The sequence below is a fragment of the Nostoc sp. genome (genome assembly GCF_036916575.1).
Lineage (GTDB): Bacteria > Cyanobacteriota > Cyanobacteriia > Cyanobacteriales > Nostocaceae > Nostoc.
Genome location: NZ_JBALGC010000034.1, coordinates 16,835 through 33,093 on the forward strand (window position 1 = coordinate 16,835; position 16,259 = coordinate 33,093).

General features: G+C 41.6%; 13 protein-coding genes. 5 read left to right on the forward strand and 8 right to left on the reverse strand.

The features are described from left to right. Positions 1-48 precede the first annotated feature (48 nt). Positions 49-1,497: an NB-ARC domain-containing protein,Caspase domain-containing protein gene (locus V7L29_RS08710; RefSeq protein WP_334735181.1), complete on the forward strand. Its 1,449-nt coding sequence runs from the start codon at positions 49-51 to the stop codon at positions 1,495-1,497. After that, positions 1,491-3,212 carry a tetratricopeptide repeat protein gene (locus tag V7L29_RS08715; protein WP_334735182.1) on the forward strand — a complete coding sequence of 574 codons (1,722 nt, stop codon included), beginning with the start codon at positions 1,491-1,493 and terminating at the stop codon, positions 3,210-3,212. Before V7L29_RS08710 ends, V7L29_RS08715 begins: the two co-directional genes overlap by 7 nt. Positions 3,213-3,715: 503 nt before the next feature. Here the strand turns inward: V7L29_RS08715 and V7L29_RS08720 are convergent. The 5 genes from V7L29_RS08720 to V7L29_RS08740 all read right to left on the reverse strand — a co-directional run bounded on the left by V7L29_RS08720 (position 3,716) and on the right by V7L29_RS08740 (position 9,871). Further along, entirely contained in the window at positions 3,716-5,092 is a 1,377-nt protein-coding gene (locus V7L29_RS08720; protein ID WP_334735183.1) for an alkaline phosphatase family protein, read from the reverse strand. A gap of 167 nt (positions 5,093-5,259) precedes the next feature. Further along, positions 5,260-6,486 (reverse strand): metabolite traffic protein EboE, encoded by a 1,227-nt coding sequence (gene eboE, locus V7L29_RS08725; RefSeq protein ID WP_334735184.1) that lies wholly within the window; start codon positions 6,484-6,486, stop codon positions 5,260-5,262. A 381-nt stretch (positions 6,487-6,867) separates the two neighbouring features. Beyond that, complete coding sequence (gene eboC / locus V7L29_RS08730) at positions 6,868-7,800, reverse strand: UbiA-like protein EboC (RefSeq protein ID WP_334735185.1); 933 nt, start codon at positions 7,798-7,800, stop codon at positions 6,868-6,870. A gap of 156 nt (positions 7,801-7,956) precedes the next feature. Further along, positions 7,957-8,865 (reverse strand): TatD family hydrolase, encoded by a 909-nt coding sequence (locus tag V7L29_RS08735; RefSeq protein ID WP_334689847.1) that lies wholly within the window; start codon positions 8,863-8,865, stop codon positions 7,957-7,959. A 124-nt stretch (positions 8,866-8,989) separates the two neighbouring features. Next, positions 8,990-9,871 carry an EboA family metabolite traffic protein gene (locus tag V7L29_RS08740; RefSeq protein ID WP_334735186.1) on the reverse strand — a complete coding sequence of 294 codons (882 nt, stop codon included), beginning with the start codon at positions 9,869-9,871 and terminating at the stop codon, positions 8,990-8,992. Positions 9,872-10,348: 477 nt separating this feature from the next. On the opposite strand from V7L29_RS08740, the gene V7L29_RS08745 reads away from it, so the two are divergent. Next, complete coding sequence (locus tag V7L29_RS08745) at positions 10,349-11,551, forward strand: 3-dehydroquinate synthase (protein WP_334735187.1); 1,203 nt, start codon at positions 10,349-10,351, stop codon at positions 11,549-11,551. 155 nt (positions 11,552-11,706) lie between these two features. Here V7L29_RS08745 and V7L29_RS08750 read toward each other — a convergent pair whose 3' ends face one another. The 3 genes from V7L29_RS08750 to V7L29_RS08760 all read right to left on the reverse strand — a co-directional run bounded on the left by V7L29_RS08750 (position 11,707) and on the right by V7L29_RS08760 (position 13,095). Continuing rightward, the gene (locus V7L29_RS08750) at positions 11,707-12,012 is read right to left on the reverse strand and encodes a HigA family addiction module antitoxin (RefSeq protein WP_334689091.1); all 306 of its coding nucleotides are present in this window, start codon (positions 12,010-12,012) and stop codon (positions 11,707-11,709) included. A gap of 13 nt (positions 12,013-12,025) precedes the next feature. Next, the gene (locus V7L29_RS08755; protein ID WP_190943418.1) at positions 12,026-12,319 is read right to left on the reverse strand and encodes a type II toxin-antitoxin system RelE/ParE family toxin; all 294 of its coding nucleotides are present in this window, start codon (positions 12,317-12,319) and stop codon (positions 12,026-12,028) included. 77 nt (positions 12,320-12,396) lie between these two features. After that, on the reverse strand, positions 12,397-13,095 hold the full coding sequence (locus tag V7L29_RS08760) for a YdcF family protein (protein ID WP_334689092.1): 699 nt from the start codon (positions 13,093-13,095) through the stop codon (positions 12,397-12,399). A 309-nt stretch (positions 13,096-13,404) separates the two neighbouring features. On the opposite strand from V7L29_RS08760, the gene ctpB reads away from it, so the two are divergent. Further along, positions 13,405-14,745 (forward strand): carboxyl-terminal processing protease CtpB, encoded by a 1,341-nt coding sequence (gene ctpB / locus V7L29_RS08765; protein WP_334689093.1) that lies wholly within the window; start codon positions 13,405-13,407, stop codon positions 14,743-14,745. A 148-nt stretch (positions 14,746-14,893) separates the two neighbouring features. Next, positions 14,894-15,880, forward strand: coding sequence for a glycosyltransferase (locus V7L29_RS08770; protein WP_334735188.1), 987 nt, complete (start codon positions 14,894-14,896; stop codon positions 15,878-15,880). The last annotated feature ends 379 nt before the right edge of the window (positions 15,881-16,259 follow it).

Sequence of the window (16,259 nt, forward strand, 5' to 3'; positions counted from 1 at the left end):
GTTAGGGGGTTAGGTCATTTTTCATAGGAGGTGAGAAACTAAATCATCATGCAGTTGAAGGCTAAACCTGAGCGGACATTTGGGTTAATTGTGGGTATTGAAAAGTACCACGAATCTGAATGGAATGTGACGGGTGGGGGGCCAGCCGATGATGCGCTGAAATTTGCTGATTGGCTGCATCGGCGCGGTGTACCGAGGGAAAATATCCGGTTATGTTTATCAGCACTGGAAGAAAATCATCAGTTAATTGGGGAATGTGGGTTAACTGTAGAGTTAGCAACAGAGCAAAATATCTCCGACATTGTGACTAACTTTTTATCCCCACAGTCAGGGGATTTACTCTACATTTTTTGGGCGGGACATGGTTTGATTACCTCAGAACGAGAGCGTCGGTTGCTTTGTGCTGATGCAAATAAACAGAATTGGCAGAATTTAGATTTGAATTCTTTATTAATTTTGCTGGGTTCTGATAAATTTCAGATTCGTAATCATATTTGTATTATTGATGCCTGTGCCAATTATGTTTTAGAGTTGGATGGAAGACCAACTAACTTAGGTGGCAAAGTTTTTTTGAGTGGTGAGCCAAGGACAGATACTCAACAATTTGTGTTAGTGGCTACGCGGGAAGGAGAGGAAGCTAAGGTAAATTCTGAAAATAAAACAGGATACTTTTCTCAAACTGTGCGAGAGGCTTTAGCATCAGCTAATGGGACTTTTCCGCCGGATATGAGGGAAGTTACCGAGGTCGTTAAGCAGCGATTTAACGGTTTAGATAAAAAACAACTGCCGACTTATTTTTATTCCCGCAGTTGGGATGGAGATATTGAAAAATTTCATTTCAACCCGTTTGATATCCCGCATAATATCCCACAGAGTCAAGCTCGTAAGTTTGTTGGCAGGGATGAGCAAATAGAACAATTGCGTCAGCTATTGCAAGCAAATGATATTGTGGCAATTAGCGATGTGACTGGACAAGGTGGCGTGGGTAAAACAGAGTTAGCTATTCAATACTCATGGCAATATTTGGAAGATTATTCTAGTGGGTGTTGTTGGTTAAATCCCCAAGGTATTGATTTGGGAACCCAGTTAGTAGAGTTTGGAGTTGTGAATTTACCTGACTTTAATCCACCGGATGGATTAAGCCTAGCAGGTCAAGTTGCTTATTGCTGGAAGAAGTGGCAAGCTGGCAAAGTTTTATTAATATTTGATGATGTTAAAGACTGGAAGCAAATTCAACCCTATCTACCACTTAAAGGTTCTCGGTTTAAGGTGTTAATTACCACTCGTCTAAATACAGGGTTAGCATATCCATCACTGCCGTTAGGTGAGTTGTCACCAGATGCAGCCTTAGAATTATTAGCGAAGCTATTGAGGGATGAATATGTTCAACAGGACACAGAGACAGCAAAAAAACTTTGCGAACATGTTGGTTATATCGCCATTGGAATTTACCAAATAGCGGCTATCTGCCGTAAGCCAGGGAGAGTATTATGCTAGCAGACATCCTCGCACAGCTACAGAAGCAAGCATCAGCAGGTGAGTCTGGTGTAGCAGCAGCTTTTGAGTTGAATTGGCAAAGCTTGGAACCAGAAGCGCAAAAATCGGCTTGTCTGTTAAGTTTGTTTGCTTTGGCTCCTATCCCTTGGTCTTTCGTAGAATCAGCAGCAAGTTATAGCGATTTGGAATTTGACTTTAAAGCTAACTGCACTATTTTAGTTGAGCGTTATTTGCTGCAAGAATTGGCAGAAGACACCTACCAAATCCATGATCGCATTCGAGAATTATTGCAGCAGAAGTTAGAAGAGTTAACTCAAGCTGATGAACTCAAGCGCGGCTATTGTCAAGCAATGGTAGCCGTAGCAAAAGATATTCCTCAAACACCCACATTGATAGAAATTGCTCAAGCAACTCTTGCCATTCCACACCTTGGGGAAGCTGCCACAGTTTACCAAGCTTGGTTAAGCGATGATGATTTAATTTGGCCTTTTGTAGGCTTGGGTAGATTTTACCAAGGTCAAGGAGCTTATGAGCAAGCTTTACCTTGGCGTGAACAAAGTTTATCAGCTGCTAGAAAACGTTTGGGGGATGAACACCCTGATGTGGCAACTAGCCTGAACAATTTAGCAGGACTCTACGATTCACAGGGAAGGTACAGCGATGCCGAACCTTTGTACATCGAAGCTTTGTCGATGAGAAAACGCCTGCTGGGGGATGAACACCCTGATGTGGCAACTAGCCTAAACAATTTGGCATTACTCTACCGTTCACAGGGAAAGTACAGTGATGCCGAACCTTTGTTAATCCAAGCTTTAGCAATGAGAAAACGCCTGCTGGGGGATGAACACCTCTCTGTAGCAACTAGCCTGAACAATTTAGCTGGAATCTACAATTCTCAGGGAAGGTACAGCGATGCCGAACCTTTGTACATTCAAGCTTTAGAGATGAGAAAAGGCCTGCTGGGGGATGAACACCTCTCTGTGGCAACTAGCCTGAACAATTTGGCAGAACTCTACCGTTCTCAGGGAAGGTACAGCGATGCCGAACCTTTGTACATTCAAGCTTTAGAAATGACAAAACGCCTGCTGGGGTATGAACACCCCGATGTGGCAACTAGCCTGAACAATTTAGCTGGAATCTACAATTCTCAGGGAAGATACAGCGATGCCGAACCTTTGTACATTCAAGCTTTAAAAATGACAAAACGCCTGCTGGGGGATGAACACCCCGATGTGGCATCTAGCCTGAACAATTTAGCTGGACTCTACAATTCTCAGGGAAGGTACAGCGATATCGAACCTTTGTACATCCAAGCTTTAGAAATGAGAAAACGCCTGCTGGCAGATGAACACCCCGATGTGGCAACTAGCTTGAACAATTTGGCAGAACTCTACCGTTCTCAGAGAAGGTACAACGATGCCGAACCTTTGTACATTCAAGCTTTAGAGATGAAAAAACGCTTGCTGGGGAATGAACACCCTGATGTGGCAATTAGCCTGAACAATTTGGCATTACTCTACGATTCCCAGGGAAGGTACAGCGATGCCGAACTTTTGTACATCCAAGCTTTGGCGATCGCTGAAAAACGCTTGGGGGCAAATCATCCCCATACAATAACCTTTCGTGAAAATCTGGAAGCCTTACGGCGGAATCGTCAGCCTTGGTTCAGGAGAATGGTTGCTTTTATCTGGCCTTGGTTTCAGCAATTTAGGTAATCTGCACCGGCTGCATTACCCGCCTGGGATTCAAATCCTAGTCTAATAAGTAGGCAACATAATTAATTACACTATGTCATTGCAAATGCAGTGAAGTAAAATAATGCGATCGCAACGCCTAGAACTACTTCTCTAAGATATGCTTTGCGAAGGGTGCGATCGCAATAACTGTAAATTTTTTTGTTTATCTACTTAATGAGCCTCTGAACTCCATTAATGAGTCTTTGAACTGCATTAATGAGCCTTTTAGCTCCATTAATGAGTCTTTGAACTGCATTAATGAGCCTCTGAACTCCATTAATGAGTCTTTGAACTGCATTAATGAGCCTCTGAACTCCGTTAATGAGCCTTTGAACTTTATTAATGAGCCTCTGAACTCCATTAATGAGTCTTTGAACTCCATTAATGAGTCTGTTTTCATTTATCAAATCCCCAACTTCTTCAAGAAGTCACCCACGCAGGTGGGTAAAGTTCCGTGTGGACGCGGTTTCTAACCGCCCTTTTTACTTCTGATTTAAATGTTTGAGAATCAACGAGCAAACATCTGTCGCCTCAATTCGATTTTCATCAACTAGGTGAGTTTGATGGGTGATAAATAGAGGCCCTTCGGCAACAGAAGTGATAATGTGTCCGTGAGAGCCACGTACTAAAGAAGCATCCAGAGGAATCACGTCCATTAAGTAGCGAAAACCCAGTTGTTTCTTCAGTAGCTTGAGAGCAATTTTTCCTTGAGGAAATTTTATCTGCGGATCAAGGAAAAGTTCTACAGGATCGTAACCAGGTTTACGATGGATATCTACAGTTCTAGCAAAATCAGGTGCTTTTGCATCATCGAGCCAATAATAATAGGTAAACCAAGCATCAGATTGAGCGATCGCAACTAATTCCCCTGATCTAGGATGAGCAAGATGGTAGGCTTGCTTACCCTCTTCATCCAATACCTGGGCTACGCCTTCAGTCGCTTCTAAAAGCGATCGCACTTTTGGAATGTACGCCGGATCATTCACATACACATGAGCAATTTGATGATCAGCAACGGCAAAGGCAATGCTAGCACCAAAATCGAGCAGTTCTCGCCCCAATTCTTCTCGTACAGCAATTAAACCATTTTCCCGTAATATGCGGTTGATATCCACTGCTTTGGAGACTGGCGTAATCCCATACTCAGAAAGAACAATTACCTGAGTATTACGTGCTTGATAATATTCAATTAAATCACCACAAACAGCATCAATTTCTCGCAAATCAGCTTGAATTTGTGTTTCATTCCTACCAAACTTTTGCAGACAGTAATCTAAATGTGGTAAATAAACTAGTGATAATGTAGGGCTGTAACGTTCCTCAATCCATTTTGCCGAATTGGCAATCCATTGACTAGAACTAATGGTAGTTTTTGGCCCCCAAAAATCGAACAGAGGGAAGTTACCTAAATCAGATTGAATTTGCGATCGCACATCACTAGGATGGGTATAAATATCAGGTAATTTTCTCCCATCTGCGGGATACATTGGGCGTGGTGTAATGGCATAATCTACTGAGGAATACATGTTGTACCACCAAAACAGGTTGGCACAAGTGAAGTTTGGATCAATTGATTTAGCTATTTCCCAAACTTTAGGAGCCTGTACTAGTTTATTAGACTGCCGCCAAAACTTCACTTCACATTCATCGCGGAAGTACCAACCATTAGCAACAATTCCATGTTCATCAGGCAATTTTCCTGTTAAATAAGTAGCCTGAACCGAACAAGTCACAGCAGGTAACACTGTTGCAATGGGAACTACCTGCCCTTTATCAGCCCAAGAAGATAAAAACGGCGTGTTTTCTCCTAGTAAGCTAGGCGTTAATCCCACGACATTTAGAACAACCGTTTTCTGCATAAACTTAATCCTCTCTTATATCAATTTGAAAAAATAAGTAGAAACGCACCATAACGTATCTCTACAGATTTAAACCAGAAAACCCAGTTTAAATCTTAATTTAGTAATTACGAATTAAGTAGCTTGCTTCTCGCCTTGTCTACGAGACGCTACGCGAATGGCGATGATTACGAATTACGAATTAATTTTAATACCCACTCATATTCTCGCTGAATAGAAGTCAGTAAATCTATCTTCATTTCTGATGGCAATACATCCCAAGTGTAAGTCTCAATTTCTAAATGTTGACAAGCATTGTTTATTTTAAGTAGATGCAAAACAGTAACAATGTCATCTTGGGTAGACTGTAAAATTTGATAATCATGAATAAAAATTGGAACATGGAAGTGAATGCGCCATTCTTCAGCTAAAGATTGTTCTAAGTGTGGTAATGCAGTTATTAAGTCAGGATAGTGATACAGCGTATCGTCACTGCGACGTTCTATTACTTGGTGAAGATAGGTAGATTCAGCAAAAGGACGTAAACGCTCAACTATCAAAGTACGCTTCTCAATCTCAGCAGGTGTTTTTACTTTAATTGCTGCACTGATTTGAATTTTGCCAATCTTAACTCCTACCGATTGCAAACGCGTAAACACAGACTTTGGCTGCTCATATTCAACTGAAAAATGGCAGGTGTCATAGCAGATACGAACGTGCTCTAGCAATTTAGTTTCTGCTAAACTCTGCTCAATATTTAATTTTTCTGATAAGTAACTACCGCCAATTGGCAATAAATAATTTTGATAGAAATCAATTACTTCTGAGGTGTTTTCAATTAATCCATCCGGCTCAGGTTCTAAATCAATGTGGAGTATTTTTCCTGTTTCTTCACAGATACGAATCATTTCTACAACAACTGATGCTATATTCAAACAACTCTTTTTCAGAACAGTCTCGAAAGTTGCTTGGTCTTTTTCCCACCAAGGTTTATAGGATAATGGCAGTGTAGAAATTCCGCCATCCAGTCCTTCTGGTAACAGAGTAGCTAAAATTTGTGTCAAGTTTAGTGTATAGTTTAGCCGTTCTTGTGTAGACCAATCTGGTGCATAAACTTGGTCTTTTACCACCTGTCGATGGAATCCCCCATAAGGAAATCCATTTAAGGTAAAAACATATAAATTTTGTTGAGTTAGCCACGCTTGGAAGTGAGCTAAGTTATTATTTTCTAAAAGTTGTTTTGCGGCTGCATCTGCTAATCTCAAACCAATCCCAAAAGGTTCTGTAGGTGATAAACGTGACTTGAGATTGGGAATATAGTTTTCTAAATTGGCAAAAACCTCTAGCCAACTTTCGCCAGGATGAATATTGCTGCAATAAGTTAAATGAAAGTTGCTGCCTTTTGTAATTTTCATTTTCTAGCTTTATGCCCTATATACGCTAATAATCTGTTTTTTTGGCTTATACCATTTCACAAAATACCTGCCACATATTCATGAGTAGGAGCGCACATCTATCATTGGTGTCAACTTCAGCTCAAACCCTTTTAAAACCTCGTTTCCAGCCTCTAGCTGGAAATGCACCTGATTGGGCTGCTGTCTTGAGTAAGAAGGCAAAGCCGAGCCTACTAGGAGGCATTAAGAGCTACACACTCTTAACAAGGCAATCTCTTAAAGCTCTGTCTAGACTGGTTTTTACGTTAAGTTGACACCAATGCACATCTATGCTCCCCTACAGCCGATTCATTTGTTACAAAGATTGTTGAATATGGTATTACTGGGTGTGTACATTGAAATTTAAGTAACGGCAAATATTTTTGCTAACTTGATCGAAATTGGTAGCAAAATTAGAACTAATAAACCGTAATACAAACCAGCAAAACCAGATGCAACAGTTGCATCTAAGACTATTAGAGATAACACGCCTCCTTTTACAGCAGTTCGGATATTTTCGGCTATCGGTTCACGCGCTGCTTTGATAAAATTAGGCAATACTCGAATAGCTAATAAAGCTGCAAAAGGTAGTGCGGCGATCGCTGTATACTCTCCTAATAATCCTAAAGCTAAAACTGCCGTCAAAACTATTGCAATCAGTAGTAATGCTAGAACTCCTGTAATCTTCTTACCTCCGTGAACTTCTCCTTGACTAATTGCGGTGATAGCAGCAATATAAAGAACAGGAATCAGCATTAAATACCAACGTTCTCCGATAATTGCGGGTACAGCACTTACACCTAATAATAAGTTACTACCACGGCACAAACCCATATTTAAAGGGCCAAAAAAAGGATGATGTTTGGCGAGTGAGTCATATAAAAGACATGAAAGAGTGATAAATATAGCGATCACAGCACTCAACCAGGATACTTGAAAAGCGGCTCCAATGCCGATTGCAAACAGTAAACTCCCCAATAAAGTAGCATTTTGAAGAGATACGCGACCACTGGGAATTGCTCTATTTGGTCGCTCTTTTGCATCTAATTCAGCATCAAAAACATCATTAAAAACTATACCGCCGCCGTATAAACCGGTTGTAGCTAATAATAACCAAGCTAATGGAATTAGTATGGCAAAAGTTGCTTCTCCATTGATGAATTTAGCAAAAATCATCCCAGAGCCAGAAGCAGCAAAACCAACAAGAATATCTGCCCAAGCAGTAACAATATTAGCAGGACGCATCAATTCCAGATAACCTCGCCAGCCTTGAAAATTTAAGCTTGCAACATTCACTTATCTGCCTCCGTGGCTAGTAATTTCTCAAAATAAATCGCATATTACAAATGAATCAGATATTTATGCAAGAGACACCCATGAACTATGATTCACAACTCAGGATGAAAATTCCTCTTTGCTATTCCCTACTCCCGACTCCCCACTACCAATTTTCTACTCAATTAACACATAATCTGAAACTGATTTAATTCCTGGTTCCTGTCCCCGCAACACAGAATTACCATTGAACATCTGACGTTGATCAACAGATTGGGGATTGAGCCAGTCTGATGCTTGCATCTGCCCAGTTTGACTGTAAGCAGCGAGAGCATTTTCATAACAAACTGCTCGTACATGTTCTTCAGGAATGCCCCTGTCTAACATCAACTGAGCAGTTTTTGGGACTGCCAAAGGATCGCTAATACCCCAATCAGCGCTACTATCTACAATTATCCGATCACGTCCATACTTGCGGACAACTTCTACCATCCTAGCGTTACCCATCTTCGTCTGTGGGTAAATCGTGAAAGCTGCCCAAAAACCCCGTCCTAATACTTCTTCAACGGTTTCCTCGTTGTTGTGGTCAATAATTACTTGTGAGGGATCTAAACCATATTCAATGCACCGATCCATACTCCGACTAGCACCCGCCTTCTTATTCCGGTGAGGAGTATGAATTAGTACCAACATATCGAGTTCTTTGGCTAATTCTAACTGTTTACAAAAGTATTTATCCTCTGCTTCTGTCATGTCGTCATAGCCAATTTCGCCAATAGCAACAACTCCTTCTTTACAAGCATAAAGTGGTAGCAGTTCTATAACTTCTGCTGCTAGTGCCTCATTATTAGCTTCTTTCGGATTTAGTCCGATTGTGCAATAGTGTTGGATGCCAAACTGACTAGCACGAAACCGTTCCCAGCCCACAAGACTACTGAAGTAGTCTTTAAATGTGCCAGCGTTGGTTCGGGGTTGTCCTAACCAAAAGGCTGGTTCAATAACGGCAACAATGCCATATTCCCGCATTACTAGGTAATCGTAGGTAGTACGGGAACACATGTGAATGTGAGGATCGATAAACATCATAGTATGGTTTAATGAGCGATAAATTTTATTAGGGATAGGGAATTGGGTACTGGGTATTAAGTTTTAGTTATTGGGTATTTGGAAAACTTTTCCCCAGTCCCTTTCATTTGTAAACAAAGAGACGTTAGCGCAGCCTGCCGCAGGCATCACGGCTAAAACTGCTCCAAGTCAGATTACCTTGTTGAATGGATGACTGTAAATCTGGGTAACGCGAAAGTAATGCTTGCGCTTGGGGTAAAGACGACTCAGCACAAGCTAAAGCTGCTGCTTTTTGCTCGTCTATATCCCCATTAGCCAGTACTTTTTCCAAATCTGTAATGATTGCACTATCCGCAAACCGCCCTACAGGTCGCCAAAGTTCTGGTGTAACTAAGCGTTTAGCTGCCCAACGTTCATGGGCATAGTCTGCCAACATCCTCGCCAATTCTGGGTTAGCACGCCGATCTAGTCCCCAAATTAGATGCAACGGACTGCCGACAAACACAGCCTTCAGCACCATTTGATTCCAAGCAGCATTATCTAAATAATCCGCTGGATAAGGGTTACGTAGTGCTATGGCTTGGAATACATTACTCATATTGCTACGAATTCCCTCAGCAGCGCGATGGCGATATAACTCTGGATGTGGTAACAAGGGCAAACTTTGATAAAGCACAACTAACTCCCCCATATCGGCAGTGGAGAAGACTTGATCAAGAGTTTGCACATACCCCTGGGCATCATCGTGGGGCAAAGCTAGAAGCAAGAGTGTGCGAGCCGCTTGATCTACACTCCAATGACTAGGATACCAACCGGGAATCACATCCTGTGCTGCTTCTAAGTCCTGGAATGTTAGCTGCAAATCCTGTTTACCTAGATAACGCGGCACAGCACTAAATGCCGTATAAAACACTCGTTCAGCAGCACCGCTAGCAATCTGTGCCTGCTTCTGTTCCAGCCAAGTAAAAGCTTTCTCTGAAACAGACTTTAACAACCAGTGATATAGTAACTTGTTTACTTTACTCATGATGAATTCAGGAGAAGTTGCCCAACTTTTTTGTGACAACTAAGTATAAAATCTACCACTAAACTTGATACTTTGTGATTCAAACAGTTAGATAATATACTACTGATCTGAGAACTTCACTGAATCTACAAAAATCTCCCGACTTGAAATAAGATACTGTAAAGATATCATTTTGATTAGATAAACTATTAAATTCTCTTACGGAAAAAATTAAAATTTTATGTAGTAATGCTCTTTATTGTATTGCCAACCTCAGATATAAAGTCTAGGCATCAATAAAATTAAAAATTAATGTTATTTTTAACTTGAACTACTAGGGTGAACGGACTTCAAAACCAGGATTAATTTATTAGCTCTATCTTTCTAGTAAATCATTTAAACATTGAATGATCTAAGTTATTTTATGTTAAGTTTTCTGTCAGTTTTAATTGCTTTAATGAATTTATTTACAGTTAATTAAAGAGGAATAATATTCAAATGGCTATTCAACAAAAAACCGCTTTTAATCTGCAACCAATTAACCAATGTGTCCGCGTGACCTTCAATTATGATGTTCACTTCACTAGAGGTCTATTTCACTTAGATAATCCTTTACTGGCACAAGTGATTGCCGCAGATGGGGAGACAACCCCAAAACAAGTGCTAGCAGTGGTAGATGGAGGATTTTTACAATACCAGGATGGGTTGCTAAAAAAATTATCAGTTTACGCCCAGTATTATAGAGATGTACTTACCTTGAGCGGTGAGCCGATAGTAGTTTCGGGTGGAGAAGCAGTCAAGAACGATTCTAGATTTATAGAGCAAATTCATCAGCGGATCAATGTAGCTGGATTGTGCCGTCACTCCTACGTGTTAGCAATTGGAGGTGGAGCCGTCCTAGACATGGTAGGATACGCAGCAACAACGGCTCACCGAGGAATTCGGCTGCTACGAGTACCGACAACAGTATTAGGGCAAAACGATTCGGGTGTAGGAGTAAAGAACGGAATCAATGCCTTCGGTAAGAAAAACTTTTTAGGGACATTCATGCCACCTTATGCTGTCTTGAATGACTTTGATTTTCTTACTACCCTTGATGATCGAGATTGGCGATCGGGTATTGCAGAAGCTGTGAAAGTGGCGCTGATTAAAGATGCAGATTTCTTCGATTTCATTATGATCAATGCCGATAAATTGGCTAATCGAGATATGGACATAATGGAAAGGCTAATCTATCGCTGTTCCCAGTTACACTTAGAGCATATTGCTGGTAGTGGCGACCCCTTTGAAATGGGTTCATCGCGTCCTTTGGATTTTGGACACTGGGCTGCTCACAAACTGGAGCATTTAACTAATTATAGCTTACGTCATGGTGAAGCTGTGGCGATCGGCATTGCTTTAGATACGACCTATTCATATTTAACAGGTCAACTCTTGGAATCTGAGTGGCAAAGGGTTCTAAATACACTCAATAAATTAGGCTTTACCTTGTATGCATCGGCACTGACAAAACAATTAGATCAACTAGACCATCCGCATTGTCTATTTAGAGGGCTTACCGAGTTCCGTGAACACTTGGGAGGAAAATTGACAATTACCCTTCTACAAGGAATCGGACAGGGAATAGAAGTTTACCAGGTGGATTTGTCTTTGTATAGAGATGCTATTTTGATGCTGAAAGATTGGGAACTTTTGCATTAATTCTCCTTTGGTAAATTTTTGTCTATTATGACAGCAAACGCCTATAACAAAGATTTATCCTCACTTGCTGACAGTGGATATCTAGAAAAATTCTGTCTAATAACTAGTTTGGCTACTTCCTTCTTGGGTTAAGGCTTTATTTTGAAAGGCGATCGCTACTTCGTGGGTCGAAATTGCAGAATACTTTTTAGTTCCTCTTCTTCTTCCTTGAGAACATGGTAAAGTTCCCAATTTTGTTGGAGGTTTAACCAAAACTCTGAGCTATTTCCAAAAAATTTTGATAACCTTATTGCCGTACTAGGTGTAATACCTCGCTTTTGATTTACAAGCTCATTTATTCGCTGATAAGGAACGTGAAGTGCATCTGCAAGTTCTCTTTGGGTTATTCCCATTGGGTCTAGAAAATCTTTAAGTAATATTTCACCTGGATGTGATGGAGGTCTATACTTTGGAACTCTCATCTGTTGTTACCTCCTAATGGTAATCGACTATTTCAACTTCTGATGCACCCTGGAGTGTCCATATAAAGCAAATTCGATATTGGTCATTTATCCGAATGCTATGCTGACCTTTACGAGCACCTTTTAGTACTTCTAACCTGTTACCTGGTGGAACTTTAATGTCATCTAGAGATAACGCTGCATTAATTTGATCTAATTTTCTTTGTGCAACTTCCCAACAGTATATAGGACATTGCTTTCGAGCTTCCTTTGAGTCATTGCCATCAAAAATATCTTCGGTTCCTTGATCCTTAAATGATACTATCATAATTAGCATGATGACACGGTTATCATGCTACCAAAAACTGAGTAGCATTATATTCCTCTGATAAATCCTCATCTCCCTTATCTCCTCAACCCTCCTTGGTGTTCGCAATGAAAACCTCGATGCTCCCAAGCTTGCATATCTACATCAGTAAGTTTTGTGACATTTGAGCATTGCGGTTGAATAATTTGACTTAAAATCGCCCAAAATAAGCTGCGTGTTACATCTAATCCAGTTTTAGTCCAAGATTCATGATTACCAGGAATACCCAATTCTTGAACAATCTCTGGCTCTACCCAAATACCATGAGCACCCAAAAGAATCTGCGCCATCCATTTAGCTCTGGGTAAATGACTTGGCGAGGTAATCAACATGACTTTATGCACTCCCCAACGCCGCAGAATTGGAATACCATAATAAAAATTTTCAAAGGTAGAATTCGCGCACTTTTCTAACCAAACGTTTGATAACTCTGCTAATTCCCGTTGAAAAATTAACCATATACAGGGGTCTGGGGAACCATGAGAAATTAAAATTGGGGTTTGCGGGTATTGTTTTGCTTGTTGGGCAACATAAGTTTCTCGATGAATACTGCCACCAAGCACTAAGAAGGCATCTACTGGCTGCAAAGAAGCAAAAACTAAGGTTATAGTGGTAAAAATCAGCCAAGTGCCCAGGACAAAGTACAATCCAGCAGTTAGTTTTTGTAACACTTGCCACAGATTAGCAGAATTTCTTTTAATAGAAATTAATGATTTGATGGTAAATTTGCGTTTCATGACTTATGTAAGAAAACCTGATTTAATGGCTGTCTAACAGTGCTGCAATTAAGTGATCAAAGTGCTATCTTATAAAGGTAATGAAGAAGTGCAAACATGACGCTGCTCAAAGTGTCACATGTTCAGTATAGCCTTCCGGAGAAGGCTAACAAACTGAGAAATGGTTGTTAATAATGCAGTATTTTCGGCATAATTCAACGATAAAAATGATGGAGTGAGCATAGCTTAGTTTGGGGTATAAAAACTTAAAAATTTCTGGAAAGCCTGATTGCTAAACTGTCAACAACACAATTATTCCAACTGATATACATGAACCAATCTGCGAAAAGTTACTCGCCGCTCCAAGTAGCCTTGATTGGTGGAGCGATCGCCACAACTGCTACTATGTCTGTGTTCGGCCCCGCTTGGACTCGTGGTGTGCGTGCTGCTCTAGCTTTACAAGACAGCCCGAAAGCAATAGTTGACCAAGTTTGGCAACTGGTGAATCATGAATATGTTGATAGTAAATTTAATCAACAAGATTGGCAAGCAACCAGGCAAAGCCTGTTGAGCAAAGACTATTCTTCTCGTGAAGAAGCTTATGCTGCCATCCGCGAAGCTTTACAAAAGTTGGGAGATCCTTACACTCGATTCATGGACCCCAAACAGTTTGAAGCCCTGACTAGCCAAACATCTGGGGAAGTCTCTGGCATTGGTATTCGGATGGAAGTGAACCAAAAAACTCAGCGGCTCACTGTTGTCGAAGCCATAGAAAATTCTCCGGCGCTAAAAGCTGGGATCAAAGCAGGCGATGAAATTTTGGCCATTGACGGCAAACCCACTCTCAAAATGAAAGTGGATGACGCCTCCAAGCTAATTCGCGGCAAAGCGGGTACTCCCATCAGGCTACGACTAGGACGGGCGGGACAAAATCCTTTTGAGCTGAAGCTGACGAGGGCAAGTATTGAAGTGCCAACGGTACGTTATACCCTCAGGCAAGAAGGGAATCGCCGCATTGGCTATATCCGTTTGCGGGAATTTAGCGCCCACGCCGCAGACCAAATGCAACGAGCCATCCGCGATTTGAACACTAAGAAAGTTGATTCTTATGTCTTAGATTTGCGAGGAAATCCTGGCGGTTTGTTGCAGGCGAGCATTGAAATTGCCCGGATGTGGTATGATGACGGCGGAATTGTCAAGACTGTAGACCGTGTGGGAAGCAGTGAGGAAACTAAAGCCAATCGCACTGCTCTGACAAATCGTCCTTTGGCGGTCTTAGTGGATGGTAATTCAGCTAGTGCTAGCGAAATCCTCACAGGGGCACTCAAGGATAATAAGCGGGCGGTAGTCGTAGGTGGTCAAACCTTTGGCAAAGCCTTAGTACAATCAGTTCATGAACTCGCAGATGGTTCCGGCTTGGCAGTTACCATTGCCCATTACTTCACCCCTGCGGGAACGGATATTAACCATAAAGGGATTACGCCAGATATCAAGCTAGACTTGACAGAGACACAAGAGCGTCAGTTGGCTTCTAATCCAGATTTAATCGGAACTAAGAGTGATCCGCAATATGCCCGGGCGATCGCAATTCTATCAAATAACAACTTTGCCCAACCGCCGGCAAATCAGCCCACTCGACCCATGAGCCGCGCTAGTGACCTGAAATTGTAAATTGACGCGAATGATTTGTTACCAGGTGTTTATATAGTAGTATTCCCAAATCCAGATTTTTGGAGTTATGAAAACTGCTTGATATACCGTTCCAGGATTTTGGTTTGGGAATACTAGCTAGTAATCCTATCTCCAAAATCTCAGATTTATGAATCATCAGCCAGTTGATGCAACCACCGCCACCAACTTTTTACCAATGGTGTCGGTGGTTGTTCCTATTTATAACGGTGAGGCGGATTTACCAGAGTTAATTAATTGTCTGTTGTCTCAAACCTACCCAAAAGACCGGATAGAGTACTTGTTGGTGGACAATAATAGTAGCGATCGCACTCTCACCATCCTCAAAACATCTGCCGAAAATTGCCCAATTACAATTCACCCGTTGAGCGAAAACCAAATTCAAAGCTCCTATGCTGCTCGTAATACTGGGATTCGCGCCGCTGTAGGTGAAATTATAGTTTTTACCGATGCAGATTGTCGTCCACAACCGCAATGGTTAGATGCATTAATTCAGCCTTTTGTAAACTCAAAAGTGGTAATTGTCGCTGGTGAAATTTTGGCACTACCAGGCATAACTCTGCTAGAACAACACGCAGACCGTCAAGAAACTTTGTCGCAAAAGCACACACTTGCTCATTCTCGTCCCTATGGTCAAACCGCTAATTTGGCGGTTCGACGCATTGCTTTAGAAAAAGCGGGTTTATTTCGCCCCTATCTTACTACTGGTGGCGATGCCGACATTTGCTGGCGGATTTTGGGGGAAAACATCGGGCGTTTGGAATTTGCTCCGAATGCGATCGTTCAGCACCGCCACCGCGCCACACTTCAAGAACTGCAAAGTCAATGGCAGCGCTATGGACGCTCAAATAAGTATTTGCACGAACTGCACGGTGTAGATTTGATGCGAGAGATTACACCCAAAGAATGCGGCTATCGCTTAGTACGTTGGTTATTGAAGGAAATACCAAGGGATATTAAGAAGGCGTTGGCGCAGCCCGCCGCAGGCATCGCGAGTAAAGCCACCCTTGTAGATTTATTAAATACTCCCATTGGTTTGTTCACTGCTAGGGCGCGTACTGCTGGGCAAAGAAACGCCAAACTGCCAGAGAATGCCAAGATAATTGATCGACTATAACAATAGTAGTACAGTGTAGCGGAAGTTTGCCTATCTTTAACAAGGGCCTTAAGACCCAAGTCTTGTTAATTGAGATGGTAGCTGGATTTACGAGTCCGCTGTACTAGTACTTTGTCAAGCTAGTACCGCAAGGCAAAAGTCACTCATTCACTCATTCACTTATTCAAAAGTATTATGGAATAAGCTCTTTAGGGCTTTTCAATGCTTGCTCGTCTTGCAAAGTGACGCTCCTGCGGACGCTTGGTCCTCGCTACCGCTTCGCTAACGAAGAGGCTGCGCTAACTGATCTGACTTTTCCCGTTAAGTCTTGAAATGCTTACTGGTAAAGGATTCAAGAAACAGCGCAGCATATACGGTACAGTAATTAAAATTCGGTGCT